This is a genomic window from Aquabacterium sp., from assembly GCF_049317225.1.
Taxonomy (GTDB): domain Bacteria; phylum Pseudomonadota; class Gammaproteobacteria; order Burkholderiales; family Burkholderiaceae_C; genus Aquabacterium.
In genome coordinates this window covers 81,721-107,251 of the sequence record NZ_JBMOIR010000006.1, presented here as the reverse complement: position 1 = coordinate 107,251, position 25,531 = coordinate 81,721, and the positions used below count along the sequence as shown (strand labels likewise).

The following is a 25,531-nucleotide window of genomic DNA, read 5'->3' as shown; positions in this document are numbered from 1 at the left end:
CGATTAGCCGTTGGACGCCAGTTTGGCGATCAGTCGAGCCATGTGCTGATCAATCTGGTTGCTTTGGTCAAAGACGCTCATGGCTTGATTAATGTGCCGACGCAATGTGTTGGAGAGTGTCTCCTCCTGCGTTTCGCTCAGTCCAAGGTGAATGAACGACTCTTCGACTTCTGCATGCATGTGCTGGAGGATTTGTTCGAGTTGAACGCGAATGGCGTGTTGCTGCGCCGAAATGTCCACCAGTGTGTCGCGGGTGAGGTCGACAAGTCTTTGCGTGTGCTCAAGGTCAGTCTTTTCGCTTTCAACATCCAGGGATTGCAGCCGGGCGAGTAGCCCTTCTGCCATCAGGGCGACGTTGTCACGCGCGCGCGCCAAACGGTCAATTTCTTCACTGCTGTATTGGTTGGGATCGGGCGCCTGGGGCAGTTTGCGCACCAGCATGATCACATTGCCGTACTTGTAGCTGGTGTTGTCTGTACCGACGGGCTGAATGCTGACGCCGTTCTTCACCTCGATGTGATCAAGGATCGAATTCTCCAGGGCGCTGCATTCGGCTCGCGCCGTGCGAGACAAGACGCCTTGGCGGCCAGATAGCCGCAGGCAGCCATCAAACCCCAATCGCTCCAGCGAGTTGAAGAAGGCGTTGGCCAGTTCGGGATAACTATGGCAACTGGAAAGTTGCCGCTGAAACTCCAGCACCAGCCCCACTTCGCCATACATGTCTGCCGTACTCAAGACGGTGTTCATGGCCTCCTCGAACTGTCCGTTCAAGGCTTGATGGCGTGCGCGTTGCTCGACCGCACGCTCAATCTTGGCGGTCAATTCCGCCACATCGAATGGCTTGGTCAGGTAATCATCCGCGCCGACCCGGTAGCCGCGAAGTCGCTCGTCGATGTTGACGCGTGCGGACAGGAATATCACGGGCAGGTCTGGGAACTGGCCCTTGATGGACTCGCAGGCTTCATAGCCATCCATCTCAGGCATGTCCACATCCAGCAAGACCAGATCAAAGGTGTCTTGCTGCACGTTCTCAACAGCGGGGCGTCCGCCCGTCACGGTGCACACGTCGTAATGATCCTGGAGTGCTGCATCCAGCATTTCCAGGGTCAATTCATCGTCGTCTGCAATCAGGATCTTGGCTCGATTCATGGCCTGCTTCTGTTTCAGGCAAAAAACCTCTCAGGACCATTCATGGTGTCCAAAGAGGGCCTGAAGCTCCCTAGCGACCTTATCGGCGATTCCTGGCAAAAATTGAGTACTGAACACATGCGGGACACGGCTTGTGCCCCGCTGCCCAGTGTTCAGCGCAGTTGCAGTTCTTCTGCGCCGTAGGTGACGTTCAGGGGCTCGATGACCACCTGCTTGGGACCCTCTTCCACGCGGCCGGCTACCAACGCAGGAATGCCCAGACCTTGTGCCACTTCGACCACGCGCTGCGCCTGATCGGCCGCCACGTACAAGGCAAAGCCCGCGCCCATGTTCAGGGTGCCATAGGCTTCGTGATCGTCCAGGCCACATTCCTGTTGCATGAATGCCAGCACGGGCGTCTTGTCTGGCAGGGCGGTGATGCGGTAGGTCAGTGCCTTGGGGTGACGCAGCAGCTTGCGCCAGCCGTGACCGGTCACGTTTGCGCAGTAGTGAGGAATGATGCCTTCCTTGGCCAAGGCTTCGGTCACGGGGGAGTACAGCACCGTGGGGGCCAGCAGGGCTTCACCGTAGGTCTGCCCGTTGCCGACGTCGGTCAGGTAACCCTTGGGCAGGCGCTCGGCCAGCTTGCGGGCCAGCGACAGGCCGTTGGCGTGGATGCCGCTGGAGGCCAGCAGCACGATGGCATCGCCTGCGCCCAGCTTGTCGCCCACCGACAGGCGCTCCTTCGGGCTGATGATGCCGGTGCACGATGCGGCCAGGTCGACACGGTTGTCTGCCACGATGCCGGCCAGTGCGGGTGTTTCACCACCGCCCCAGGCCACATTGCAGATTTCGCAGGCCTTCTTCCAGCCCGCGACCAGTGCATTGGCGCGGATCTTGTCGCCGAACCAGTCCGAGCCGCCGGCAGCCCAATAAGCCTGCACCACCAGCGGGGTGGCGCCGACGGTGATCAGGTCGTTCACGGCCATGGCAATCGTGTCTTGCGCAATGCCGTCGTAATAGCTCTTGCCCGTCAGCGTGGCCATCTCGTCGGCCACCAGGGTCTTGGTGCCCAGGCATTCCACGATCGAAGCCAGGTACATCGGGCCCACGTCCACCACATAGGCCGATTCGCCGCGCGAGGCCAGCACTTCCGAGAAGCCGTGGCTGGCCAGGTTGGCCCCCGTTTCAGCGGCGGCGCGCTGGGCAGCGACCTTCAGCGGGTCGATCAGGTCGTAGTTGACACCGGCCTGGTCATAGGTGAGGGGCGCGTTCGGTTGGGTGGGCGTGGTCATGGCGCGTCGGTAAGCTGAGGGTTCGCAAAACCCGGGATTATCCGGTATGGGCGAGCGGATGTCGCCCCCTCTTGGCAAGGTGTGTGCAAGGTTACATAGACTGTGCTCCATGAACAGCCTCTTCTCCAGCCTTTCGTCTGCCTTGCCCATCCCGCTGCAAACCGCGCTGTTGCTGGTGGCGTCCAATGTGTTCATGACCTTTGCGTGGTACGGCCACCTCAAAAACATGGCCAGCAAGCCGTGGTTCGTGGCTGCGCTCGTCAGTTGGGGTATCGCGCTGTTTGAATACTTGCTGCAGGTGCCCGCCAACCGTATCGGCGCGCAGTCGCTCAATGTGGGACAACTCAAGGTCATGCAGGAGGTGATCAGCCTGAGCGTGTTTGTGCCGTTCGCCGTGTTTTACCTTGGGCAGCCCTTCAAGCTGGACTATGTGTGGGCAGCGTTGTGCCTGGTCGGGGCGGCGTATTTCATGTTTCGAGCTTGAGGCTCAGGCAAAAGCTGCACAAAGCGATCGACTTGGCTCTATAATCCGCGGTTTTCCGGCCCGAGTTGGGTGCTTTCACCTGCGTGAGAGTGGACCAACGCGTATCTAGGCGGGGCGGATCGCGGTCTGAGCGGGTGAGTGCCTGTTCGGCCTATGGCTGTTTAACCCTGAGTGTCTCCCGGGGAGATCAGCCGCTCAACACCATTTGAAGGACACATCATGGTCGTGATTCGACTCGCACGTGGCGGCTCCAAGAAGCGCCCTTTCTACAACATCGTCGTCGCTGAACAGAAGAACCGTCGTGACGGTCGCTTCCTGGAGCGCGTGGGTTTCTACAACCCCGTGGCTTCTGGCAACGCTGAAACCCTGCGCCTGTCGCTGGATCGCGTTGACGCATGGGTGAAGAACGGTGCTCAACCTTCCGACGCCGTGAACCGCCTGATCGGTCTGGCCCAGAAGGCTGCCGCTCCTGCTGCTTGATTGAAGCTGCATGAACGATCGCTCGACACAGTCGCCGGTGCTGGAAGACGGAGTCGTCTGGCCCGAGGATGCGGTAGAAGTCGGGCGCATCGTTGACGCCTGGGGTGTCAAAGGCGGGCTCAAGGTTCAACCTTTCTCGGCCGACCCTCAGGCGCTCTTTTGCACCAAGAAGTGGTTCTTGCGTCCAGCCGAAGCGGCTGCCGGTGCAGTGACCAAGCCTGGTGTGGCAGAGGCTGCCAAGCCTGCTGCTAGCAAAGTGCCTCCTCGTTTGTCTGCGCCTCGTTTCCTCAAGGTCAAACAAGCGCGAGAGCAGGGCGATGTGATCGTGGTGACTGCAGAAGGTCTGGACGATCGCAATGCCGCTGAGGCGTTGAAGGGCTCGCGCATTTTTGTGTCGCGTTCCGCCTTCCCGACTCCCGACAGTGATGAGTTTTACTGGGTGGACCTCATTGGTCTGGCTGTGGTCAACCGCGAGGGTGAAGCCCTCGGTCAAGTGGTGGATCTGATCGAGACCGGCCCCAACTGCGTGTTGCGTTGCGAGGCAGAGGGCACCGAGCGACTCATTCCTTTTGTTTCTGCGTACATCGACAGCGTCAGTCTGGCCGACAAGCGCATCGTGGCCAACTGGGGCCTCGATTACTGAGCCCGGCGTTGAACGGGTCCGATCATGGCCGTTCGCTTCGACGTCATCACTCTCTTTCCCGAATTGTTCGCCCCGTTTCAGACGGTGGGTGTGACGCGTCGCGCGTTTGAGTCGCGTGCTGTGGACGTGCGGTTGTGGCCGCTGCGGGATCACGCTGAAGGCATGTACCGTCGTGTGGATGACCGTCCATTTGGTGGCGGGCCTGGCATGGTGATGCTGGTCGAGCCCTTGGTGCGCTGCATGCGTGCCATCCGGGCGGATCAGTCGGCCGGTGGCGCCCCGCGTTTGCCGGTGATCCTGTTCAGTCCGGCGGGCAAGCCGCTCACACAACAACGTGTCCAGCAATTGGCCGAAGGGCCGGGTGCGGTCCTGTTGTGCGGTCGTTACGAAGGCATCGATCAGCGATTCATTGATGCCCATGTGGACGAAGAGGTCAGCTTGGGGGATTACGTGCTGTCAGGCGGTGAACTGCCTGCCTTGACCCTGATGGATGCGGTGGCTCGATTGCAGCCTGGTGTGCTGCATGACGCGGCCTCCCACGAGCAAGACAGTTTCTCGGATGGTTTGCTGGATTGTCCGCACTACAGTCGCCCGGAGGTGCTGAGCGTGCCCGCACAAGGCGACGAACCGGGGGGCGAGGCGGCGGTGCCGGATGTGCTGTTGTCGGGACATCACGCGAAGATTGCCCGCTGGCGCCGGGAGCAACAACTGGCCATCACGGCCCGTCGTCGTCCTGAATTGATCGACGCTGCGCGAGCTCGTGGCGAACTATCGAAAAAAGACGAAGACTTTTTGTCTCAACTCACGCTATAATCTGCGGTTTTCCGATCCTCTACCCGGCTGTATTCTTTCATCCCGGTCATGTCGACCGATTTTGAGCGCGGGCAAGATCATCAAGGAGCTTTTGATGGCCAACATCATTCAACAGCTCGAGCAAGAAGAAATTGCTCGTCTGAACAAGAACATCCCTTCGTTCGCCCCTGGCGACACCGTGATCGTCAGCGTGAACGTGGTTGAAGGTACCCGTAAGCGCGTTCAGGCTTACGAAGGCGTCGTGATCGCCAAGCGTAACCGCGGTCTGAACTCCAGCTTCATCGTCCGCAAGATCTCCAGCGGCGAAGGCGTTGAGCGTACGTTCCAACTGTACAGCCCGCTGATCGCTTCGATCGAAGTCAAGCGTCGTGGTGATGTCCGTCGTGCCAAGCTGTACTACCTGCGTCAGCGCAGCGGCAAGTCTGCACGTATCAAGGAAAAGCTGGCCTGAGCCCCGCTCGGTTAACAGCCTTCCCAAGCCGCCTGTTGCGAAAGCCAGGCGGCTTTTGTTTTGTTATGGTGGCACCATGGCTTTGATATTTGATCCCCATGCGGCCGATTTGCTGGGCCATGACGTGCACCTTCCGGCGGTCTCTGCCGAGGCTTGGCGCCGAGATGCGTTGGTGCAGCGTTTCCTGCAGCCTCCGGTGTGGACGCCTGAGGTCCGGGTGGACCGTGCATTGCCTGTGCAGGGCAGCACGCCCGCTGCGGTGCTGATCCCCTTGGTGATGCGGCCACGGCCCACGGTGCTGCTCACGCAGCGGACCTCTCACCTGAGCAAGCACGCGGGGCAAATCAGCTTTCCGGGTGGACGCAGCGAGCCGGATGACGGCAGCCCCGAAGCCACGGCCTTGCGAGAGGCGCAGGAAGAGACCGGCTTGGCGCCAGATCGGGTGCGCATTTTGGGTCAAATGCCCACCTACACGACGATCACAGGCTTTCTGGTCACGCCCGTGGTGGGTTTGATCACGCCCGAGGCCCATGAGCAGCAGGGGTTAGCCTTGCAGCCCGATCCGGGGGAGGTTGCGGAAGCCTTCGAGGTGCCGCTGGATTTTTTGATGGACCCACGGCACCACCAACGGCGGGCGTTCACGGTAGGGGATCGGCAGGCCGAGTTTTTTGCCATGCCCTGGACGGCACCCGGGCGCACGGAGCCGTACTTCATCTGGGGTGCCACGGCTGCGATGTTGCGTAATTTGTACCGCTTCCTCTCCGCATGAGAGGCTCTGCGCAATTCCGCCTGTGTGGGCCTGACGAGGCAGCTATCATCTGCATATGAGCTTCTTTGCCGTGCTGTTCGCTTTGCTGGTCGAACAGCTCAAACCCCTTGCCAACCAGAACCCCATCCATGACTTGTTGTCGGGCTGGGTGCGTTGGGCCGGTCGCAACTTCGATGCCGGTGCCCCGGTGCATGCTCGGGTGGTGTGGGCCATCACGGTCGCGGCACCTGCGGTGCTGATGGGTGTGGTGTATGCCTTGGTGAATCGTTACAGCACGGTATTGGCCTTGTTGCTGGATGTGATCGTGCTGTATTTCACCTTGGGCTTTCGGCAGTTCAGTCACCACTTTACCGACATCCGTGATGCCCTCGAGGCCGGTCGGGAAGACCGTGCGCGTGAGTTGCTGGCACATTGGCGTCATCTGGATGCCAGCGAACTGCCCCGCACCGAAATCCTGCGTCACGTGCTGGAGTATTCGCTGCTGGCCGCACACCGCCACGTGTTTGGGGTTTTCTTCTGGTTTGTGGCTTTGTCGACCGTTGGACTGGGGCCAGCGGGTGCCATCTTGTATCGCATGGCTGAATTTGCCAGCCGCTATTGGTCGTATCGCAGCCAGGTGACCGGAGCGGCCACGCATGATCGCCTGATGAACCTGTCGCAAACCTTGTTTGCCTGGTTGGACTATGTGCCGGCGCGTCTGACGGCATTTGGTTTTGCCGTGGTGGGCAACTTTGAAGATGCGGTGGACGCTTGGCGCCGTCATGCGGTGTTGTGGGTGCGTCCGAACGAGGGCACGATCTTGTCGGCGGCCGCCGGGGCACTGGGGGTCCGTTTGGGCGGTCAAGTGGCGCCGACGGTGGACGGCCCCGATGTGAGCCGTACCCTGAGTCGGGGTGAAGACGCCGAAGTGATTGAGGCCGAAGGCAGCACTGCGGGCGCCGAGCCGCAAATGGCCCACCTGCGCAGCGTGGTGGGTTTGATCTGGCGTTCGGTGGTGCTGTGGATGTTGCTGCTGGCGCTGCTGTCCTTGGCCAACCTCATCGGCTGAGCAGATCACTACGCAGACGAAACAAGGGCCGGATGATCCGGCCCTTTTGCTTTTCAGTCGCCCGGTGAGGGCGATGCCGTGTGGCTCAGAGTGCGCGCGCCCGGCTCAGCCAGTCTGCCAGCGCACCGACCATGTCGGACTGGCTGAACGAGCAGCTTTCCTCGGTGAACAGCGCGGCACTTTCCATTTGGTTCAACACCCGCTCCAGCACATCGAGGTAGCGCTGGGGCAGGGCGGGCTCGTGGCCATGGGCAGCGTCGCGCCAGGCCCAGACCAGATCAGGCAAGGGCATGCTGCCTTGTTGGTAGGCTTCGAGCGTGGCGGGCAGGTCGGCAAGGCGATCGGTCATGGTGTCAGAAGAGTTGCTTGTTCAGATGAGGTGGCTCACCAGCGCGGGCGGCTGAGTTCGTCAAACAGATCGGTGTACAGACTCAGTCGAATGGGGCTGATTTCGCCTCGTTCGACGGCAGCTTGCACCGCGCAGCCCGGCTCTTGCCGGTGCGTGCAGTTGTGGAAGCGGCAATCGTTCATGTGCGCGGCGATGTCTGGCATCCAGCGTGCCAAATCGGTGGGGGCAATGTGGTGCAGCCCGAATTCCTGGAAGCCTGGCGAGTCGATGATGGCGCTGTGATGGCTGTCGTCCAGCCAATACCAGAGGCTGGTGGTGGTGGTGTGCCGGCCCGAGTTCAGCGCTTGGGAGATCTCACCCACCTCGGCACGGGCGTGGGGCAACAGGGTGTTGATCAGCGTGCTCTTGCCAGAGCCGGACGGCCCCAGTACCAGCGTAGCTTTGCCTTCCAGCAAGGGCATGACCTGCTCGCGGGCCACCTCGGTATCGGACTTCAGCGACAACTCGACCACGGGGTAGCCCATGGCCTTGTAGGGCGCGAGGCGCTCGCGGGCAGCGGGCGCGCCGGGCAGGTCAACCTTGTTGAGCACGATGGTGGCGGGGATGTCGGCAGATTTGGCCGCCAGCAGGGCACGAGTGAGCTGTGCTTCGCTGAACACGGGCTCGACGGCAATCCACATCAGCATCTGATCGAGGTTGGCTGCGAAGGATTTGCTGCGCCACTCGTCTTGGCGATAGAGCAAGTTGCGGCGCTCTTGCACCTGAACGATCAGGCCTTCGTCGCCGCCTTCCAGGGTGTGTTGCCAGTGCACACGGTCGCCGACCACGGCTTCGCTTTTCTTGCCGCGGGGGTGGCAGATCAGCCGCTCACCGTCGGACGATTCGACCACCACGTGTCGGCCGTGGGTGGACACCACCAGCCCCTCGTGGCACTGACTGGTGTCGACGTCACGGGACTTGTTCGGGCGCCGCTGGGGCGCGTTGTGGCCGTGGCGCTTCATGCTGTGGCCGCTTGGGTGAGCTGTTGCATGGCGCTCAGTCGCTCTAGGGCAGGGGGGTGAGAGTAGTAAAAGCTCACGTACACGGGGTCGGGCGTCAGGGTGGCTGAGTTGTCTTTGTACAGCTTGATGAGCGCCTGAGACAGATCCTGCCCGCTGGATTGCGCGCAGGCGTACGCGTCGGCTTCATATTCGTCGCGGCGCGAGAGGTAAGCGAACACCGGTGAGACAAAGAACATGAAGGGGGGCAGGGTCAGCATGAAGAGCAGCAGGGCCACGGCATCGTTGGGGGCACTCAGGTTGGGGCGCACACCCAGGCCGGTGTAGAAGAACATCTGTTGCGTCAGCCAGCCCAGCAGCGCAAAGCCCAGCAGGCTCATGACGAACATCATCACCATGCGCTTGAGCACATGGCGGTGCTTGAAGTGGCCGAGTTCATGGGCCAGTACGGCTTCGACTTCACCGTGGGTGAGTTTGCTCAGCAAGGTGTCGAAAAACACGACGCGCTTGGCCGCGCCCAGACCGGTGAAATAGGCGTTGGCATGGGCCGAGCGGCGGCTGCCATCCATCACGAAGAAGCCCTTGGCGGTGAAGCCGCAACGGGCCATCAGCGCATTCACGCGTTCAATCAGAGCCAGGTCTTCCAGTGGGGTGAACTTGTTGAACAAGGGGGCGATGAAGATGGGAAAGATCACCATCAGCAACAGCGTGAAGCTGACCCAGGCACCCCACGCCCACAACCACCATTGCGGCCCCGCTGTGCCCATGATCCACAGGATGAGCGCGGCCAGGGGGGCGCCCAGCACCAAGGTGAGCAGGATCTGTTTGACCTGATCGCCCACCCACATGCCCCAGGTCATGCGGTTGAAACCGTGGCGTTGTTCCAGCTTGAAGGTGTTCCAGGCCTCCAGCGGCCACTCCAGGACGGCGCCGATGAGGGCAAATGCGCCCAACAAGGCCAGCTGGTAGGGCAGCGCCCCCCAGCGTGGCAGAACGGCTTCACGCACGACGGTGTTGAGCAGGTCCAGACCGCCCAGCAAAGTCCAGCCGATCAGGATAGCGGTGCTCACGCTGGTGCTGATCAGGCCAAACTTCAGCTTGTCGAGGGTGTACGCCGCGGCCCGTTGGTGGGCGCTCAGCATCACGTCTTGGGCGAAGGCGGGCGGGACGGCATCGCGGTGACGCGCCACGTGGCGGGTCTGGCGGCCATCAAGCCACAGCTTGGTCAGCAGGGACGCAACCACGAAGGTTGCAAAAAGCAGGGTGAGAGAGCTGGATTGCATGGTGCGAAGTGTACGTTTGCCCGCACAATCGGCCCGTTCTGGTTGCGACAAATCCTTGTCGACAACCGTTGTTCCCCCGCGATGCCTTCACGAGTGTGACCTTGAGTGACTTGCCCGCCGATTTGACGACCGATGTGTCAGCGCCGCCCAGCCTGGCCAAAAGTGACCTGAACTTGATCTGGATCGACCTGGAAATGACGGGGTTGAAGGTGGACAGTGACCGCATCATCGAGCTGGCCGTGGTGGTGACCGACCCGCAACTGACGGTTCGGGTCGAGGGGCCGGTGTTTGCCATTCACCAGTCGGATGAAGCGCTCAACGGCATGGACAAGTGGAACAAGGGGGTGCATGGCCGCAGCGGTTTGATCGATCGGGTCAAGGCATCGACCGTGACCGAAGACGAGGCGGCCAAAGCCACCATCGCCTTTCTCAAGCAATACGTGCCGACCAACAAGTCGCCCATGTGTGGCAACTCGATTTGCCAGGATCGGCGCTTTCTGGCGCGCTACATGCCCACGTTGGAAGCCTTCTTCCACTACCGCAACCTCGACGTGAGCACCTTGAAGGAGTTGGCGCGTCGCTGGAAGCCCGAGCTGGTGAGCGGCTTCAAGAAGGCGCAAAAGCACACGGCGCTGGCCGACATTCACGAATCGATTGATGAGTTGGCGTACTACCGCCAGCATTTCCTGTTGCCTTGATCATGACTGCGCCTCACATTGTTCGCCTGGATCCACCCGTGACACCCGGAGCGGTGGACTTTCCGCGTCCGGATCGGCTGGAGCAAGGCAACCCGCGTCGGGAGACCTGGTCCTTGTATGCGTCGGCAGATGGACAGATGACGGCCGGGATCTGGGCGTGCGAGGTGGGCCGGTGGCGCATTGTGTTTCCAGCCGACAAGGACGAATACTTTTTTGTCCTGGAAGGGCATGTGCGCTTGCATGACCAGCAAGGCGGGTTCACCGACGTGCTGGCCGGGCAAGGTGCTGTGATCCCCGGCGGCTTCGAGGGAGCGTTTGAGGTGCTGGAGCCCGTTCGCAAGCACTTCGTGGTGGTCGAACGTCGCTGATCAGTTCCGCCAGGGCCAGGCCTGTGTGGCGGCTTGCAGCCACTCACTCACGGTGCGGGCCTGGATCTGCAGGCCCAGGGCTTGGCCGGCGGTGTGCAGAGCGGCCAACGGATCGGTGAGGTCCAGCGGCGTGGCCCCGTTTTGTTTGGAGAGCTTTTCGCCATTGGGGCCGAGCACCAGTGGTGTGTGCAGGTAGCGAGGGGTCTGGATGCCCAGACACTGTTGCAGCCATTGCTGGCGTGGGGTGTTATCGGTGAGGTCTTCGCCGCGCACGATGTCGGAGATGCCTTGCGTTGCATCGTCCACCACCACGGCCAATTGATAGGCCCACAGCCCATCGGCACGTCGGATCACAAAGTCACCTACCTCGCGGGCCAGACACTGGGTTTGCGGTCCCAGTCGACGGTCCTGCCATGACCAGACTCCGGATTCGGGCACCAGCAGACGCCAGGCGCGCGCGGGCTTGCCCTTCAGCCCGCCTTGGCTGGGGCGGCAGGTGCCGGGGTAGACCAGGTCGCCGTGGCGTTCTTTGTTGAGTCCCAGCGCAGCATTGGCTTGCGTGATGTCCGCACGGGTGCAGCCGCAGGGGTAGGCCTGCGCACGGTCCACCAGGGTGTCGAGCGCAGCCTGGTAGGCCGTGTGGCGCTGGCTTTGGTAGAGCACCGGGCCATCGGACGTGAGGCCGACTTGCGCCAGTTGTTGAAGGATGAGGGCGTCTGCCCCTTGGATGCAACGCGGCAGGTCTACATCTTCGATGCGGATGAGCCAGCGTCCCCGATGGGCGCGGGCATCCAACCAACTGGCCAGTGCCGCGACCAGCGAGCCCGCGTGCAAGGGGCCGGTGGGGGAAGGCGCAAAACGTCCGACGTAAGTCGACATGATCCTTGGGCTATTGCAGCAGGTCGCCATGAGACGACAGCAGGGCCTGGCGCGTCTTGTCGCTGCCCAGTTGCTTGATCCACCAGGATAAAGCCAGCCCTGGTTGGGATTCGCCCTGACGCCAGGCGTAGTGCAGGCGAATCGTGCGGGGCGAGCCGGCCACATCCTTTTGGATCAGGCGTCCTGTGGCCAGATGCGGGGCCACCATCGGGTGAGGCAGGAAGCCGCAGCCCAGTCCGCGCAGTTGTGCTTCAAGTTTGGCCGACATCGACGGGACGGTCAGCACATCTTGCCCGGGCACGATGCCGACGGTCATAGGCTCCAGCCGACGTGCCGTGTCGGCGACCGCGATGATGCGGTGCTCGGCCAACGTGCCGGTGTCAATCGGGTTGGGTGCCTGGGCCAAAGGGTGGTGCGGTGAGACGGCCAGGGTGAAGGGTAGGTCGCCAATCAACTCGGCCCGCACGCCGGCATTGCTGAGGTGCTGGCCGGGTAGGCCGATCGCCAGATCGGCGGCGCCACTGGTGAGTGCTTCCCAGGTGCCATTCATCACCTCGCTGAGGATGCGCAGGCGCGTGGGGGACTGCTGCGCGCAGAAGGCTTCGACCAGATCCAGAATGGCCTGGTGGCCGATGACCTTGTCGACCGCGAGCGTGAGTTCGGTTTCCCAGCCGGAGGCCACCCGTTTGACACGGTTGGCGACGGCATCCATTTGCAGCAGCAGCAATCGACCTTCGCGCAGCAGTTCTTCGCCGGCGGCGGTCAGTTTGGCCTGACGGCTGCGGCGGTCAAACAGCAGCACATCCAGGCTTTCTTCCAGCTGGCGTACGCCATAGGTCAGGGCCGATGGCACCTTGCCCAACTCGCGTGCGGCCGCTGCAAAGCTGCCCGTGCGTGCGATGGTGTCCATCATCTGCAGGGCTTCCGGCGAGAGGGCGAGTCGTCGCTCCGTCATCTCGGTGCGGGAGGTCAGCTTTGCTGCGCTTCCAGTGTGTAGGCCGCGTGGTCGTCCTGACCAATCGTCTCGACCAGCCAAGGCAGGGCCTTGGCCAGGCGGTCGTACAGGGTCCAGGGCGGGTTGATGATGAACATGCCGCTGCCATACAGGCCCACGCCATCCCGCTCGGCGCCCTTGACGCGCAGAGTGGCGTGCAGCCAGTCCACCTTGGGCATGTCGCCCGCCAGGCGCTTGAGTTGGGCCGGGAACTGCAGGGACTCGCGACGGGCCACTTCCGGATACCAGATGGCGTAGGTGCCAGTGCTGAAGCGGCTCACGGCATCCTGCAGGGTTTGCAGCACGCGGCGGTAGTCTTCCTTGATCTCGTAGGGCGGATCAATATGGACTAGTCCGCGACGGGGGGGGGGCGGCAGGCAGCCACGCAGGCCGGCAAAGCCATCGGCGTGCTGGATGCTGACACCGCGGCGCACCGAGTCAAAGTGCGATTCGAGCAGTTTGATTTCGGAGGGGTGCAGTTCATACAGGCGCAGGTGATCGCCCTCGCGCAACATTTGCGCTTCAATTTGCGGGGAGCCTGGATACCACTTGAGCTCATCGCCCTCGTTCAGGGCTTGCACCTGTTTGAGCAGGCTGCGCACGGCTTCCGGGATAGACTTGTCCTTGCGCATGGGCCACAAGGTGGCGATGCCGGACTCGAATTCGCCACTCTTGGTGGCGTAGCCGCTGGTCAGGTCGTAAACGCCCCCGCCCGCGTGGGTGTCGATCACCCAGAAAGGTTTGTCTTTGTGCAGCAGGTGCTCAAGCACCTGCACCAGCACCATGTGCTTGAGCACATCGGCGTGGTTGCCCGCGTGAAAGCCGTGTCGATAACTGAACATGGCCGAAGGGTAGCCGGTTTATGGGCCAACGGGCAGGTAGCAGGCGCAGTTTTTAGTGGGAAATGCTGCTTTTTGTTCAGGGCGTGACCAAGAAGGCGCGCAGGGGGGCCAAGGTGGCGGGCGGATCTTCTTCTTGAGGGATGTGCCCCAGATCCTTGAACATCACCAGCTTGCAGTGGGGGATGTCGTGGCAGAACTGCGCGCCCTGATCGGACGAGATCATGCGATCCCGCTCGCCCCACAGGACCAACGTGGGGGTTTGAATGCGCCGAATCAGCACCGAACTGTTGCCGAACTGCGCCTGATCCATGCGCTGAAACAGCGCACGTCGATTACCGACGCGCAGGTTCAGTTCGAAATAGCGGTCGATCTTGTCGGGGGTGGCCTTGCTGGGGTCTCCGTACACGCTGCGCACGCTGGAGGCCATCAAGCTATGGGGCATGACGCGCTCGGCGATCCAGCGCAGACCGCGCATGCTTGCAAACCGAAAGCCCAGGGGCATGGATTGCACCGAGGGCTGGTAGCCATCGGCATCGATCAGGACCAGCTTGCTGACGCGCTCGGGTGCCAGCACCGCGGTTTGCCACGCGATTTCGCCGCCCAGGGCGTTGCCAATTAACACGACGCGCTTGAGGCTGAGTACATCCAGCAAGCGCAGCACGAAGCGGGTGTAGGCGTCAATGCGGTAGTCGCCTTGAGGGCTGGGGCCGGTCAGGCCAAAACCCGGCAGGTCCACGGTGATGACGCGATGCTGGCCTTGCAAGGCCGATTGCCAGTCTTCAAAGGTGTGCAGGCTCGACGACATGCCGTGCAGCATGAGCAAGGGGTGGGGGTCGTCGCGCGGGCCGGTGTCCCGGAGGTGGACCTGCATGCCGTCCAGCTCTAAAAAAGTGGAGGGTTCAGGCGCCCAGCGTCCCACCAACTGGCCCAGTTGCCGATCGGGCTGCCAGGTGGCGTACACCCCGACGGCCACCAGCAGCCCGAGCAGGACCGCACTCCACCAAAGACGTTTGAGCCAATTCATGTGCAAATGATGCCGTGCTTTCCAAGGCTTGGCCGCACGGCAGCCCTGCTTCAGGGTGCGGGAGCGCGGCTGGGGGTCACCTGACGGGCAAATTCGCCACAGTGCTTCAAGGTTTCCCGGGCCTCCGGGAGCAGCAGCATGGTGGGCCAGACGTGCGGCATCTTGGCTTTCAGGTGCAACTCGCTGCGCACGCCTTGCTGTTGCGCCCGGTTGTGCAGGCGCTGCGAGTCATCCAGCAGGATTTCGTGTGTGCTGGCGTGGATCATCAGCGGGGGCAGGCCTCGCAAGTCGGCAAACAGGGGCGATGCCAGCGGAGTGTCTGTGGGCTGTCCGTTCAGGTACAGCGCAGCGGCTTCGGGCAGCGAAGCAGGGTTGAACATCACGTCCACATCGGCCAGGGTGCGCATGGTGTCCCCCGAGCAGGACAAGTCGGTCCAGGGGGAGAACAAGATGGCGCCCGCAGGCATGGGCAGGCCACGATCACGGGCGGCGACCATGCACGCCAGCGCCAAGCCACCGCCGGCCGAGTCCCCGGCGAACAGCACCTCGGTGGGCGAGGTGCCATCGCGCAGCAGTTGCTGCCACCAGGCCACGGCATCGTCCACGGCCGCCGGGAACACATGCTCCGGTGCCATGCGGTAGTCCACCGACAGCACCCGGGCCTGCGCCACGCGTGCCAGGTAGCCGGCTACCGGGCGGTGTGTGTCGAGCCCGCAGAAGAAGTAGCCGCCACCGTGGAAGTACACGATGGTGCGCTGAGGCTGGTCCACGCTCAGCCACTCGGCGGCACACAACTGTGCATCAGGGCGAGCCGGCACGGGCGTGTGGCGGATGTCCTTGGGCAGCGGCGGGGCCCGCTTGGCCATTTTGTTGACCATGTACCGGGCCTTCTGGACGTTCAAGGGGCCGCGACCTGCGCGTTTGAACTGGTGGCGCAGGATCAGATTCGTCAGAAAGGCCTGGATACTCATGTTGGGGGGGAGGTTGGGTGTGACAATTTTTGTTGTCACACTATTGTTGACAAGACTTCATGTCAATATAGTGATCCCTATGGACCACCTCACGCCAGAACCCTCTCAACCCAGTCGTCGACGGTACGGCGGTGTGTTGCCCGAAGAGCGGCAGCGCCTGCGTCGTGCGAAATTGATCGAAGGCGCGATCGAGGTGTTCGGCACCAAGGGCTTCCACACAGCCACCGTTCGCGAGATCTGCGTGGCGGCCCACTTGACCGAGCGTTACTTCTACGAATCGTTCAAGACCTTGTCGCAACTCTTTTTGGCCACTTATGCTGAGTTGCGCGAGCAGTTGATGGGCTTGACGCTGTCGGCGATGAAGCAGTCTCAGGCCACCGGGCCGATCGACATGCTGGAGTCGGCCATGCGGGTCTTTCTGGTGTTCATTCGCGACGATCCGCGGCGCGGGCGCATCATGCTGGTGGATGCGCTGGCCGTGAGCGACGAGGTGGCGGCGCTCAGCGGGGCCACGGCGCGGGACTATGCAGCCCTGCTGCGCCAATACCTGGTTCACATTCTGTCGCCCGAGCAAATGGATCGCATCAACCTGAATTTGCTGGCCGACGGCATGATTGGCCTCAATGTGCTGCTGGCCGCCCGGTGGATGCAGGACGGGTTTGAAGAGCCCATTGACAAGGTGGTGCGCACCAACATGCTGCCGTACCACGGCTTGCTGGCGCTGCTGCCGGGTGCAAAAAACCGCTGACGCGAAGGGGTAAGTCCGCTGGCATTCATACAATGCCCGGATGCCTTTCGTTCACCTGCGCTCTCACTCCGAATATTCGGTCGTTGACGGTACCGTCCGCATCGACGATCTGGTCAAGGCGGCGGCCAAAGATGGTCAGCCCGCCGTGGCCGTGACCGACCTGAGTAACCTGTTTGGTGCGATCAAACTTTACTCATCTGCGCGTAAAAGTGGGGTTCAGCCCATCATCGGCGCAGATGTCTGGCTGGAGCCAGAGGAGCCGGGCAAGGCGCCCACGCGTCTGTTGCTCATCATCCAGAACCGACAAGGCTACCTGCGTTTGTGCGAGTTGCTGGGCGAGGCCTGGACGGCGCCGGGGCACCGTTCGCATGCCTGGGCGCACTGGCAGTCGCTAACCGAGCGCAACGAGGGGCTGATCTGCTTGTCGGGGGCCGAAGGCGGCCACATCGGCCAGGCCTTACAGATGGGTGATGAGGCCAAGGCCGAGACCTGGGCCCGCAAGTTGGCCGAGGTGTTCCCCAACCGCTTCTACATTGAACTGCAGCGTGCGGGGCACAACACCAACGAGCCCTACATCCGTGCGGCGGTGCCGCTGGCGGCCAAGCTGGGCTTGCCGGTGGTGGCCACGCACCCCATCCAGTTTCAAACCCCGGCTGACTTTGAGGCGCATGAGGCGCGTGTGTGCATTGCCGAGGGCGAAACCCTGGGCAACCCCCGTCGCATCAAACGCTTCACGCGCGAGCAGCATTTCAAGACCACGGCCGAGATGGAGGCCCTGTTTGCCGACATCCCCTCGGCCCTGGCCAACACGGTGGCCATCGCGCGCCGGTGTTCGCTGACGTTGGTGCTGGGCAAGCCCCAGTTGCCCGACTTCCCCACGCCCATCATGCCGGACGGCAAGCCGCAGCCGATGGACGAATTTTTCCGCCAGTTGTCGCACGAGGGCTTGGAAGAACGTTTGCTGCACCTCTTCCCCAACGAGGAAGAGCGCAACGCCCAACGGCCGCACTACGTGGATCGACTGGAGTTCGAGATCAACACCATCCTGAAGATGGGGTTCCCGGGCTACTTCCTCATCGTGCAGGACTTCATCAACTGGGCCAAGAACAACGGCTGTCCCGTGGGACCCGGCCGGGGCTCAGGGGCCGGTTCGCTGGTGGCGTATGCGCTGAAGATCACCGACCTGGATCCGCTCAAGTACAACCTGCTGTTCGAGCGCTTCCTGAACCCGGAACGGGTGTCGATGCCAGACTTCGACATCGACTTCTGCCAGGGCAACCGCGACCGTGTCATCGATTACGTGAAAGAGCGCTACGGCCGCGATGCCGTGTCGCAGATCGCGACGTTCGGTACCATGGCGGCCAAGGCCGCGCTGCGTGACGTGGGCCGGGTGCTGGGCATGGGTTATGGCCATGTGGACAGCATCGCCAAGCTGATCCCGGCGCCACCAGGCAAGACCGTGACCCTGGCGAAACTGCCGCCCGATTTCGATCCTGCCAAAGCCAAGGTGATTTACGCGCGCCATGAAGCGCCCGAACTCAACGAGCGCGAGAAGGCCGAAGAGGAAGTCGCGGCGCTGCTGGAGTTGGCCGAAAACGTGGAAGGCATGGTCCGCAACATCGGCATGCACGCCGGGGGGGTGCTGATCGCGCCGGGCAAGATCACCGACTTCTGCCCGCTGTACCAGCAGCCCGGCAGCGAATCGGCTGTGAGCCAGTACGACAAGGACGACGTTGAACAGATTGGCCTGGTGAAGTTCGACTTTCTGGGCCTGGCCACGCTGACCATTCTGGAAACGGCCAAAGAGTTCATCATGGCCCGCCATCCGGACCAGAAGGACTTCGACTTTGCCAAGATTCCGCTGGATGATGCACCCACGTACCGCTTGCTGTCAGAGGGCAAGACCGTGGCCGTGTTCCAGCTGGAATCCCGCGGGATGCAGGGCATGCTGCGCGACGCCAAGCCCAGCGTGTTCGAGGACATCATTGCCCTGGTGGCGCTGTATCGTCCGGGCCCCATGGACCTGATTCCTTCCTTCTGTGCGCGCAAGCACGGACGGGAAGAGGTGACCTATCCGCATCCGCTGATGGAGGCCGTGCTCGCCGAGACCTACGGGATCATGGTGTATCAGGAGCAGGTGATGCAGGTGGCGCAGCGGCTGGGCGGCTACTCGCTCGGTGGCGCCGACTTGCTGCGCCGTGCGATGGGCAAGAAAAAGGTCGAGGAGATGCAGCACCACCGCGGCCTGTTCGCGGAAGGGGCGGCCAAGAACGGCATCAGCGCCGAACTGGCCAACGAAATCTTCGACTTGATGGAGAAGTTCGCGGGCTACGGCTTCAACAAGTCGCACGCGGCCGCGTATGCCTTGCTGGCATATCACACCGCCTGGCTGAAGCACCACTACACGTCCGAATTCTTCGCAGGCAACATGACGATTGCCAGCGATGACACGGACAAGCTCAAGATCTTCCACGACGACGCCGTTGCCAACTTCGGCATCACGTTCACGCCGCCCAATGTGAACGAAGGCCAGTGGCGCTTCATCCCCACGGGTGACAAAACCATCTGCTACGCGCTCGGTGCCGTCAAGGGCACGGGGCAGGGGGCAATCGAAGCCATCGTGCGCGAACGCGAAGCCAATGGGCCCTTCACCAGCTTCTTCGATTTCTGCGCGCGGGTGGACCGCAAACAAGTCAACAAGCGGGTGGTGGAGGCACTGATCAAGGCGGGCGCTTTCGATGCGCTCAACCCGCATCGTGCAGGCCTGCTGGCCTCGGTGGCGCTGGCGTTTGAATATGCCGACAACCTGGCAGCCAATGCCGACCAAGGCGGCTTGTTCGACTTCGGTGACAGCCATGCCGCTTCCACGAATGAGCCCGATCTGGTCATCACCGAGCCGTGGACGCTGAAGGAGCGCCTCAGCCTCGAGAAAACCGCCATTGGCTTCTACCTGACAGGCCACCTGTTTGACGAAGCCGAAGGCGAGGTGCGTCGCTTTGCCAGGCAGCGCATCAGCGATTTGCGCGACAGCCGTGACATTCAGGTCGTGGCGGGCATCGTCAGTGGGATGCGCATCATCAATGGCCAACGCGGCCGGGTCGCCATCTTCAGTCTGGATGACAAGAGCGACACGATCGAGGCCGTGGCCAACCAGACCACGCTGGATGCCAACAAGGATCTGCTCAAGGATGACGAACTGGTCATCATTTCCGGCAAGGTCCAGACGGATCGGTTCTCGGGGGGCTTGCGCCTGAATGTGCAAGACGTGATGAGCCTGGCGACCGCACGGTGTCGCTATGCGCGCTTCATCCGCCTGATGGCGCGTGGGCAGCAGTTGCCCATGGAGGAGTGGCTCAAGGAGCACGCCGCCAAGCGCATCGAGTCAGAGGACCCCGGCCTGCCCGACACCTATCAAGGCTTGGGCGTGCGGGTGGTGATCGAGCGGCATACCGAAGCGCTGAGTGCGCGTGGTGAGCTCGACCTTGGCGACCGGGCGCGTGTCTACCCGACCGACGAGGCCCTGCAGCGCATCAAGGAGTTGATGCCCGATGCGCAGGCCATGGTGGTGTACGGCGAGGGCTGAGGCCCCCGCGTTCAACTCCCGCTGACTCAGAACTGCTCGTCGTTCAAAGTCAGTGTCGATTGCGCACCGTTGACCACGCGGTCACGCCAGGCCGGGGCTTCCACCAGCATGTGCAGATGGAAGTGTTGGGCCGTGACCACCTTGGCCTGCAGGAAGGCGTCATCGGAGCCGGGGCGCCCCTTCTGAGTATGAGCGGCTTCGGCTGCGCGGCTCATGAGCCAGGCGCCCATCACGGTGCCGCACAGTTTCAGATAAGGCACGGCACCCGCAGCGGTCGAGGCTGGTTGCTGTGCCGACTGGACGAGCAGCCAGTCTGTCGCCTGTGCCAGGGCATCCAGACCGCGTTGTAGGCCTTGCCCCAGTTGCCGCAGGATGGCGTCAGAATGATCGCTCAATCTTTGAGCCTCGGCCCACATTGTGCGTTGCAGGGCCTTCATCGTGGCACCTTGATCGCGGGCAAGTTTGCGGCCGATCAGGTCGTTGGCCTGGATCCCGGTGGTGCCTTCGTAGATGGTGGTGATGCGCGCATCGCGCACGTACTGTGCCGCGCCGGTCTCTTCGATGAAGCCCATGCCGCCGTGGATCTGGACGCCATCGGCCGTCACGATCTGGGCCGTTTCCGTGCACCAGCCTTTGACAATGGGGATCAGCAAATCCACCAGAGCCTGGCTTTGCACTCGGGTGGCTTCGCTGTCGTGGCCATGCGCGCGATCCATCTGGCCGGCGGCAAAGTAGGCCAGCGAGCGCATGGCTTCCACACGGGCCTTCATGTCCATCAGCATGCGACGCACATCGGGGTGGCCGATGATGCCCTTGCTGCCCGACAAGGTTTTGCCTTGCACACGGTCTATCGCATACGCTCGGGCACGCTGGTAGGCACGGTCGGAAATGGCCACGCCTTCCAGACCCACGTTCAGGCGAGCGTGGTTCATCATCGTGAACATGTAGCCCAAGCCCTTGTGGGCTTCGCCCACCAGGTAGCCCACGGCGCCAGGGCCATCGCCAAACGACATCACCGCGGTGGGGCTGCCGTGGATGCCCATCTTGTGCTCGATGGACGTGCACAGCAGGTCATTGCGAGCCCCCAGCGAACCATCGTCGTTGACCAGGTACTTGGGGCACAGAAACAGCGAGATGCCTTTCACGCCGGGAGGCGCATCGGGCAGGCGGGCCAGCACCAGATGGACGATGTTCTCGGCCATGTCGTGCTCACCCCAGGTGATGAAGATCTTGGTGCCGCTGATGCGGTAGTGATCGCCTTCGGGGACGGCCTTGCTGCGGATGGCAGACAGGTCCGACCCTGCCTGGGGTTCGGTCAGGTTCATGGTGCCGGTCCAGCGGCCAGACACCATGTTGGGCAGAAAGCGTTGTTGCAGCGCAGGACTGCCGTGCTGTGCAATGGCTTCGATGGCGCCCAGTGTCAGCATCTGGCACAGCGAAAACGCCATGTTCGATGCCTTCCACATTTCCAGTACCGCGGTCGAGACCAAGGTGGGGACACCCTGGCCACCGAACTCGGGTGACGCGGGCATGCCATTCCAGCCTGTTTCGCAGAACTGCTCGTAAGCCTGCTTGAAACCGTCGGCACTGCGGACCTCACCTTGGTCCCAGCGCGCGCCTTGCTGATCGCCAGGCCAGTTCAGGGGGTCCAGAACGCCAGTGGCGAAGCGGCCGGCTTCGTCCAGAATCGCTTCGACCAGATCGGGCGTGGTCTCTTCGTGGCCAGGCTGGGCGCAGATGCCATCCAGTCCGGCCACCTCTTGCATCGTGAACAACATGTCACGAATAGGGGCTTGGTAAGTCGACATGGTTTACTCGTCTGTGAAGGTCAATGTGCGTTGGCGGCAGCAGCACCAATGCCGGTTTGCGCCCGCACGTTCTGGTCATGGAAGCCCGCTTTGTCCAGCGCGGCGCGTTCGCTCTTGTCCGTGACCGAGAACAGCCAGGTGAAGAAGAAGGCCAGTGGCATCGAGAACAGGGCCGGGTGTTCGTAAGGGAAGACCGGCTTCTCAAAGCCCAGCACAACCACCCACACTGCCTTGGACAGCACCACAAAGGTCACGGCCGACAGCAAACCGACGATGCCGCCAATCAGTGCACCACGTGTGGTCAGGCCCTTCCAGTAGATGGACAGCAGCAGCACAGGGAAGTTGGCCGAGGCCGCAATCCCGAAGGTCAGCCCCACCAGGAAGGCCACGTTTTGCTTCTCGAACAAGATGCCCAGGACCACCGCCACCACGCCCAGCACGATGGACGCGATCTTGGAGACACGCATTTCCTCGGCCTCGCTGGCCTGACCTTGCTTGATCACACGGGCATAGATGTCGTGCGCAATGGACGACGCACCGGCGAGTGCCAGACCCGACACCACCGCCAGGATGGTGGCAAACGCCACCGCCGACAGGAAGCCCAGGAACAGGTTGCCACCGACTGCCTTGGCCAGGTGCATGACCGGCATGTTGTTGCCGCCCACCAGCTTGCCGGCCAGATCACCCTTTTCAAAGAACTGCGGATCTTGCCCCACGATCACGATGGCGCCCAAGCCCAGCAGGCACACCACGATGAAGAACAGGCCGATGAAGCCACTGGCCACAAACACGGACTTGCGGGCTTCCTTGGCGTTGGGCACGGTGAAGAAGCGCATCATGATGTGCGGCAAGGCAGCCGTGCCAAACACCAGCCCCAGCGACATGGACACCGCAGTGACCGGGTCTGCCAGCAAGGTGCCTGGGCGCATGATGGCTTCGCCATCCTTGTGGGCTTCGACGGCGCGAGCCGCCATCGTTTCGATGTTGAAACCGAAGTGACCCAAGGTCAGCACCAGCAGAAGCAGCCCACCGGCCAGCAGCAACACGGCCTTGATGATTTGCACCCAGGTGGTGGCGATCATGCCGCCAAAGGTCACATACATCACCATCAACACACCCACCACGACCACCGCAATCGGGTAGTCCAGACCGAACAGCAGTTTGATCAGTTGGCCCGCACCGACCATTTGCACGATCAGGTAAAAGCAGACCACCGTCAGCGAGCCAAAGGCAGCAAAGGTGCGGATGGAGCCTTGGTGCAGGCGATACGATGCGATGTCAGCAAAGGTGAAGCGCCCCAGGTTGCGCATGCGCTCGGCCAGCAGGAACAGGATCACCGGCCAGCCGATGAAGAAGCTGATGGTGTAGACGAAGCCGTCATAGCCACGCAGGAACACCATCGAGCTCAGGCCCAGCAGGGTGGCGGCCGACATGTAGTCGCCTGCAATGGCCAGGCCGTTCTGGAAGCCGGTGATGCCCCCGCCTGCAGTGTAGAAGTCTGCGGCCGAGGTGGTGCGCTTGGCAGCCCAATAGGTGATGCCCAGCGTGGCCAGCACAAAAGCGAGGAACATGCCAATGGCCGTGAAGTTGATGGGTTGCTTTTGGGCTTGGCCCACATCGCCCGGTCCGGCCATGGCCACGCCTGCGGTCAGCAGCAGCGCGACGGCGCTCAGTTTCACAAATTTGTTCATTGATGGCGCTCCACCAGGGATTGGGTCAGTTGGTCAAACTCGGTGTTGGCTTTGCGGACGTACCAGCCCGTCAACAGCCAGGATCCGAGGATCAAGGTCACCCCCATGGGCACACCAATCGTCAGCGTTCCGCCTTCGAACATGGTGGTGTGCAGGGACTTCGGGGCGAAAGCCACCACTGCCATGAAGGCGTAATAGCTCAGCAAGGTGATGAAGGACAGCGCCAGGGCGAAGCGGCCCCGGCGTTGGGTGAGTTGCTGGTAGGCAGGGTCAGCCTCCACGCGGCGATAAATGTCCGTGGTCATGGTCTTTCCTTGTGGGAGATGCAAGAGATGCGGGCGCCAGGGGTGCGGCGCCCATTCGGGATCAGCGGGCGGGCTGGTGCTTGCGCCGCGCTTACTCGATCGCGCTGGCCGACTTCATCTGCTGGCGCAGCATGTACTTCTGAATCTTGCCGGTCGACGTCTTGGGCAGCGTGCCAAACACGATGCGCTTGGGCACCTTGAAGCGAGCCAGGTGCTCGCGGCAGAAGGCAATCAAATCTTCCTGGCTCACATCGTGATCCGGCTTGACTTCCACAAACGCGCAGGGCACCTCGCCCCACTTTTCGTCGGGCTCGGCCACCACAGCGGCCGACATCACGGCGGGGTGGTGGTACAGCGCATCTTCCACCTCGACGGACGAGATGTTTTCGCCACCCGAGATGATCACGTCCTTCGAGCGATCCTTGATCTTGATGTAGCCACTGGCATCGCGCACTGCCAGGTCACCCGTGTGGAACCAGCCACCCGCAAAGGCCTCTTCGGTGGCTTTCTCGTTCTTCAGGTAGCCCTTCATGACGACATTGCCGCGGAAGCAGATTTCGCCAATGGTCTCACCGTCACAGGGCACGGGCTGCAGGGTCAGCGTGTCGAGCACGGTGACGTCTTCCTGCAGTGCATAAGGCACGCCTTGACGCCCATTGAGGCGTGCACGCTCTTCCAGGGGCAGGTTCTGCCACTCGTCGTGTTTGGCGCAGACGGCGGCCGGGCCGTACACCTCGGTCAGGCCGTACACGTGGGTGATGTTGATGCCAGCGGCCTCGCAGCCTTCGATCACGGCAACGGGCGGCGCCGCGCCGGCGATCAGGCCATTGACCGTGTGCGTGAGGCCTTCACGCAAGCCTGCTGGCGCACTGATCATCAGGTTGTAGATGATGGGCGCACCGCACATGTGGGTGATGTGGTGGGCTTTGATCAGTGAGAAGATCGCAGCGGGGTCGATGCGGCGCAAACACACGTTGGTGCCGGCGATCAACGCCATGGTCCAGGGGAAGCACCAGCCATTGCAGTGGAACATCGGCAGCGTCCACAGATAGACCGTGTGCTGTGGCATGTTCCAGGAAATCACGTTGCTGGCCGCATTCAGGTACGCGCCACGGTGATGGGTGACAACGCCCTTGGGGTTGCCCGTGGTGCCGGAGGTGTAGTTCAGGCTGATGGCATCCCATTCATCTTCGGGCAGCGACCAGACGTACTGGGGATCGCCCTCGGCCAGCAAGGCCTCATAGGTGAGGGTGCCGACGCGGTCGCCGGGCGGGGCGAGCTCGTCTTCCACGTCGACCACCAGCAGATCGTGCTTGCCCAGCAAGTCGAGGGTGGCGCGGATCACGCGTGCATATTCGCGATCGGTCAGCAACACCTTGGCCTGGCCGTGAGTCAGTTGAAACGCGAGGGCTTCTGCATCCAGACGGGTGTTGAGCGTGTTGAGCACGGCGCCGGTCATTGGCACGCCAAAGTGGGCTTCAAACATGGCCGGCACGTTGGGCAGCATCACCGCCACCGTGTCACCCTTGCCGACGCCATGCTTGATCAGGGCGCTGGCCAGGCGGCGGCAGCGTGCGTCGGTCTCAGCCCAGGTCTGGCGCAGGTCGCCGTAGATGATCGCCACGCGGTTTGGATAGATGCGTGCGGTGCGAGTGAGAAAGCTCAGTGGCGACAAACTCACATAGTTGGCTGCATTTTTGTTTAAACCGATCTCATAAGGGTTTACACTGATCATCATGGTCTCCGTGTGTCTCGCTGCAGGCACCACAAAAGGGTCGCTTGACCCACCTGCGCGACGTAGGGCCGGATGATCGGGGAGGACTTTTTCACCACCTCCCAGCAAATGTGACGAATGTTTGCAAGCCCGTCACAGGTCTGC

Annotated in this window: 25 protein-coding genes; 11 read left to right on the top strand and 14 right to left on the bottom strand. The window is 62.2% G+C overall.

The window, feature by feature from the left end:
• Positions 1-3 precede the first annotated feature (3 nt).
• Positions 4-1,149, bottom strand: a complete 1,146-nt coding sequence (locus tag ACOYNB_RS06640; RefSeq protein WP_422838327.1) for a response regulator transcription factor — start codon at positions 1,147-1,149, stop codon at positions 4-6.
• A 152-nt stretch (positions 1,150-1,301) separates the two neighbouring features.
• Positions 1,302-2,423, bottom strand: coding sequence for an AIR synthase-related protein (locus ACOYNB_RS06635; protein WP_422838326.1), 1,122 nt, complete (start codon positions 2,421-2,423; stop codon positions 1,302-1,304).
• Positions 2,424-2,532: 109 nt separating this feature from the next.
• Between ACOYNB_RS06635 and ACOYNB_RS06630 the strand changes: the two genes are divergently transcribed.
• The 7 genes from ACOYNB_RS06630 to ACOYNB_RS06600 all read left to right on the top strand — a co-directional run bounded on the left by ACOYNB_RS06630 (position 2,533) and on the right by ACOYNB_RS06600 (position 7,111).
• Positions 2,533-2,907, top strand: coding sequence for a DMT family protein (locus ACOYNB_RS06630; RefSeq protein WP_422838325.1), 375 nt, complete (start codon positions 2,533-2,535; stop codon positions 2,905-2,907).
• 219 nt (positions 2,908-3,126) lie between these two features.
• The gene (rpsP, locus tag ACOYNB_RS06625) at positions 3,127-3,387 is read left to right on the top strand and encodes a 30S ribosomal protein S16 (protein ID WP_374256311.1); all 261 of its coding nucleotides are present in this window, start codon (positions 3,127-3,129) and stop codon (positions 3,385-3,387) included.
• Between the two features lie 10 nt (positions 3,388-3,397).
• Positions 3,398-4,030 (top strand): ribosome maturation factor RimM, encoded by a 633-nt coding sequence (gene rimM / locus ACOYNB_RS06620; protein WP_422838324.1) that lies wholly within the window; start codon positions 3,398-3,400, stop codon positions 4,028-4,030.
• A gap of 24 nt (positions 4,031-4,054) precedes the next feature.
• Complete coding sequence (trmD, locus tag ACOYNB_RS06615) at positions 4,055-4,843, top strand: tRNA (guanosine(37)-N1)-methyltransferase TrmD (RefSeq protein ID WP_422838323.1); 789 nt, start codon at positions 4,055-4,057, stop codon at positions 4,841-4,843.
• Positions 4,844-4,937: 94 nt separating this feature from the next.
• Positions 4,938-5,294: a 50S ribosomal protein L19 gene (rplS, locus tag ACOYNB_RS06610; RefSeq protein ID WP_374256305.1), complete on the top strand. Its 357-nt coding sequence runs from the start codon at positions 4,938-4,940 to the stop codon at positions 5,292-5,294.
• Positions 5,295-5,370: 76 nt separating this feature from the next.
• Positions 5,371-6,063: a CoA pyrophosphatase gene (locus tag ACOYNB_RS06605; RefSeq protein WP_422838322.1), complete on the top strand. Its 693-nt coding sequence runs from the start codon at positions 5,371-5,373 to the stop codon at positions 6,061-6,063.
• A 55-nt stretch (positions 6,064-6,118) separates the two neighbouring features.
• On the top strand, positions 6,119-7,111 hold the full coding sequence (locus ACOYNB_RS06600; RefSeq protein ID WP_422838321.1) for a CobD/CbiB family protein: 993 nt from the start codon (positions 6,119-6,121) through the stop codon (positions 7,109-7,111).
• Between the two features lie 85 nt (positions 7,112-7,196).
• On the opposite strand, the gene ACOYNB_RS06595 is transcribed toward ACOYNB_RS06600, so the two are convergent.
• From ACOYNB_RS06595 to ACOYNB_RS06585, 3 genes are read right to left on the bottom strand one after another with little or no spacing between them, the layout of a single operon-like run.
• Positions 7,197-7,460: a hypothetical protein gene (locus ACOYNB_RS06595; RefSeq protein WP_422838320.1), complete on the bottom strand. Its 264-nt coding sequence runs from the start codon at positions 7,458-7,460 to the stop codon at positions 7,197-7,199.
• A 35-nt stretch (positions 7,461-7,495) separates the two neighbouring features.
• Entirely contained in the window at positions 7,496-8,461 is a 966-nt protein-coding gene (gene rsgA, locus ACOYNB_RS06590; RefSeq protein WP_422838319.1) for a ribosome small subunit-dependent GTPase A, read from the bottom strand.
• Positions 8,458-9,741: a M48 family metallopeptidase gene (locus ACOYNB_RS06585; protein WP_422838318.1), complete on the bottom strand. Its 1,284-nt coding sequence runs from the start codon at positions 9,739-9,741 to the stop codon at positions 8,458-8,460. The genes rsgA and ACOYNB_RS06585 overlap by 4 nt, the downstream gene beginning before the upstream one ends.
• A 110-nt stretch (positions 9,742-9,851) precedes the next feature.
• Here ACOYNB_RS06585 and orn point away from each other — a divergent pair, with 110 nt between their 5' ends.
• Together orn and ACOYNB_RS06575 are read left to right on the top strand one after the other, a co-directional pair.
• Positions 9,852-10,439, top strand: a complete 588-nt coding sequence (gene orn, locus ACOYNB_RS06580; protein ID WP_422838354.1) for an oligoribonuclease — start codon at positions 9,852-9,854, stop codon at positions 10,437-10,439.
• Positions 10,440-10,441: 2 nt separating this feature from the next.
• Positions 10,442-10,807 carry a cupin domain-containing protein gene (locus ACOYNB_RS06575; RefSeq protein ID WP_422838317.1) on the top strand — a complete coding sequence of 122 codons (366 nt, stop codon included), beginning with the start codon at positions 10,442-10,444 and terminating at the stop codon, positions 10,805-10,807.
• Here the strand turns inward: ACOYNB_RS06575 and gluQRS are convergent, their stop codons facing one another.
• From gluQRS to ACOYNB_RS06550, 5 genes are all read right to left on the bottom strand, one after another.
• Positions 10,808-11,686, bottom strand: a complete 879-nt coding sequence (gene gluQRS, locus ACOYNB_RS06570) for a tRNA glutamyl-Q(34) synthetase GluQRS (protein WP_422838316.1) — start codon at positions 11,684-11,686, stop codon at positions 10,808-10,810.
• 10 nt (positions 11,687-11,696) lie between these two features.
• Positions 11,697-12,641 carry a LysR family transcriptional regulator gene (locus tag ACOYNB_RS06565; protein ID WP_422838315.1) on the bottom strand — a complete coding sequence of 315 codons (945 nt, stop codon included), beginning with the start codon at positions 12,639-12,641 and terminating at the stop codon, positions 11,697-11,699.
• Between the two features lie 14 nt (positions 12,642-12,655).
• A complete protein-coding gene (locus tag ACOYNB_RS06560; RefSeq protein WP_422838314.1) occupies positions 12,656-13,522 on the bottom strand; it encodes a 23S rRNA (adenine(2030)-N(6))-methyltransferase RlmJ in 867 nt (288 codons plus the stop codon).
• A gap of 76 nt (positions 13,523-13,598) precedes the next feature.
• On the bottom strand, positions 13,599-14,546 hold the full coding sequence (locus ACOYNB_RS06555) for an alpha/beta fold hydrolase (protein WP_422838313.1): 948 nt from the start codon (positions 14,544-14,546) through the stop codon (positions 13,599-13,601).
• Positions 14,547-14,596: 50 nt separating this feature from the next.
• Positions 14,597-15,517, bottom strand: a complete 921-nt coding sequence (locus ACOYNB_RS06550) for an alpha/beta hydrolase (protein ID WP_422838312.1) — start codon at positions 15,515-15,517, stop codon at positions 14,597-14,599.
• Between the two features lie 79 nt (positions 15,518-15,596).
• Between ACOYNB_RS06550 and ACOYNB_RS06545 the strand changes: the two genes are divergently transcribed.
• Both ACOYNB_RS06545 and dnaE read left to right on the top strand, forming a co-directional pair.
• Positions 15,597-16,265, top strand: coding sequence for a TetR/AcrR family transcriptional regulator (locus tag ACOYNB_RS06545; RefSeq protein WP_374256288.1), 669 nt, complete (start codon positions 15,597-15,599; stop codon positions 16,263-16,265).
• A 40-nt stretch (positions 16,266-16,305) separates the two neighbouring features.
• Positions 16,306-19,848, top strand: coding sequence for a DNA polymerase III subunit alpha (gene dnaE, locus ACOYNB_RS06540; protein WP_422838311.1), 3,543 nt, complete (start codon positions 16,306-16,308; stop codon positions 19,846-19,848).
• A 26-nt stretch (positions 19,849-19,874) separates the two neighbouring features.
• Here dnaE and ACOYNB_RS06535 read toward each other — a convergent pair whose 3' ends face one another.
• The 4 genes from ACOYNB_RS06535 to ACOYNB_RS06520 all read right to left on the bottom strand — a co-directional run bounded on the left by ACOYNB_RS06535 (position 19,875) and on the right by ACOYNB_RS06520 (position 25,390).
• The gene (locus ACOYNB_RS06535) at positions 19,875-21,656 is read right to left on the bottom strand and encodes an acyl-CoA dehydrogenase (RefSeq protein WP_422838310.1); all 1,782 of its coding nucleotides are present in this window, start codon (positions 21,654-21,656) and stop codon (positions 19,875-19,877) included.
• Between the two features lie 20 nt (positions 21,657-21,676).
• On the bottom strand, positions 21,677-23,347 hold the full coding sequence (locus ACOYNB_RS06530; RefSeq protein ID WP_422838309.1) for a cation acetate symporter: 1,671 nt from the start codon (positions 23,345-23,347) through the stop codon (positions 21,677-21,679).
• Positions 23,344-23,652: a DUF485 domain-containing protein gene (locus ACOYNB_RS06525; protein ID WP_422838308.1), complete on the bottom strand. Its 309-nt coding sequence runs from the start codon at positions 23,650-23,652 to the stop codon at positions 23,344-23,346. The genes ACOYNB_RS06530 and ACOYNB_RS06525 overlap by 4 nt, the downstream gene beginning before the upstream one ends.
• A gap of 91 nt (positions 23,653-23,743) precedes the next feature.
• Complete coding sequence (locus ACOYNB_RS06520; protein ID WP_422838307.1) at positions 23,744-25,390, bottom strand: acyl-CoA synthetase; 1,647 nt, start codon at positions 25,388-25,390, stop codon at positions 23,744-23,746.
• Positions 25,391-25,531: the final 141 nt, after the last annotated feature.

Excerpts from the sequence above, each read along its gene's own strand:
- ACOYNB_RS06575 (WP_422838317.1), top strand. The coding sequence starts at position 10,442 with ATGACTGCGCCTCACATTGTTCGCCTGGATCCACCCGTGACACCCGGA.
- gluQRS (WP_422838316.1), bottom strand. The coding sequence starts at position 11,686 with ATGTCGACTTACGTCGGACGTTTTGCGCCTTCCCCCACCGGCCCCTTG.
- ACOYNB_RS06560 (WP_422838314.1), bottom strand. The coding sequence starts at position 13,522 with ATGTTCAGTTATCGACACGGCTTTCACGCGGGCAACCACGCCGATGTG.
- ACOYNB_RS06635 (WP_422838326.1), bottom strand. The coding sequence starts at position 2,423 with ATGACCACGCCCACCCAACCGAACGCGCCCCTCACCTATGACCAGGCC.
- ACOYNB_RS06530 (WP_422838309.1), bottom strand. The coding sequence starts at position 23,347 with ATGAACAAATTTGTGAAACTGAGCGCCGTCGCGCTGCTGCTGACCGCA.
- rsgA (WP_422838319.1), bottom strand. The coding sequence starts at position 8,461 with ATGAAGCGCCACGGCCACAACGCGCCCCAGCGGCGCCCGAACAAGTCC.
- rpsP (WP_374256311.1), top strand. The coding sequence starts at position 3,127 with ATGGTCGTGATTCGACTCGCACGTGGCGGCTCCAAGAAGCGCCCTTTC.
- rimM (WP_422838324.1), top strand. The coding sequence starts at position 3,398 with ATGAACGATCGCTCGACACAGTCGCCGGTGCTGGAAGACGGAGTCGTC.
- rplS (WP_374256305.1), top strand. The coding sequence starts at position 4,938 with ATGGCCAACATCATTCAACAGCTCGAGCAAGAAGAAATTGCTCGTCTG.
- ACOYNB_RS06640 (WP_422838327.1), bottom strand. The coding sequence starts at position 1,149 with ATGAATCGAGCCAAGATCCTGATTGCAGACGACGATGAATTGACCCTG.
- ACOYNB_RS06535 (WP_422838310.1), bottom strand. The coding sequence starts at position 21,656 with ATGTCGACTTACCAAGCCCCTATTCGTGACATGTTGTTCACGATGCAA.
- ACOYNB_RS06520 (WP_422838307.1), bottom strand. The coding sequence starts at position 25,390 with ATGATGATCAGTGTAAACCCTTATGAGATCGGTTTAAACAAAAATGCA.
- ACOYNB_RS06545 (WP_374256288.1), top strand. The coding sequence starts at position 15,597 with ATGGACCACCTCACGCCAGAACCCTCTCAACCCAGTCGTCGACGGTAC.
- ACOYNB_RS06605 (WP_422838322.1), top strand. The coding sequence starts at position 5,371 with ATGGCTTTGATATTTGATCCCCATGCGGCCGATTTGCTGGGCCATGAC.
- trmD (WP_422838323.1), top strand. The coding sequence starts at position 4,055 with ATGGCCGTTCGCTTCGACGTCATCACTCTCTTTCCCGAATTGTTCGCC.
- ACOYNB_RS06630 (WP_422838325.1), top strand. The coding sequence starts at position 2,533 with ATGAACAGCCTCTTCTCCAGCCTTTCGTCTGCCTTGCCCATCCCGCTG.
- ACOYNB_RS06555 (WP_422838313.1), bottom strand. The coding sequence starts at position 14,546 with ATGAATTGGCTCAAACGTCTTTGGTGGAGTGCGGTCCTGCTCGGGCTG.
- ACOYNB_RS06550 (WP_422838312.1), bottom strand. The coding sequence starts at position 15,517 with ATGAGTATCCAGGCCTTTCTGACGAATCTGATCCTGCGCCACCAGTTC.
- ACOYNB_RS06585 (WP_422838318.1), bottom strand. The coding sequence starts at position 9,741 with ATGCAATCCAGCTCTCTCACCCTGCTTTTTGCAACCTTCGTGGTTGCG.
- dnaE (WP_422838311.1), top strand. The coding sequence starts at position 16,306 with ATGCCTTTCGTTCACCTGCGCTCTCACTCCGAATATTCGGTCGTTGAC.
- ACOYNB_RS06595 (WP_422838320.1), bottom strand. The coding sequence starts at position 7,460 with ATGACCGATCGCCTTGCCGACCTGCCCGCCACGCTCGAAGCCTACCAA.
- ACOYNB_RS06525 (WP_422838308.1), bottom strand. The coding sequence starts at position 23,652 with ATGACCACGGACATTTATCGCCGCGTGGAGGCTGACCCTGCCTACCAG.
- ACOYNB_RS06600 (WP_422838321.1), top strand. The coding sequence starts at position 6,119 with ATGAGCTTCTTTGCCGTGCTGTTCGCTTTGCTGGTCGAACAGCTCAAA.
- ACOYNB_RS06565 (WP_422838315.1), bottom strand. The coding sequence starts at position 12,641 with ATGACGGAGCGACGACTCGCCCTCTCGCCGGAAGCCCTGCAGATGATG.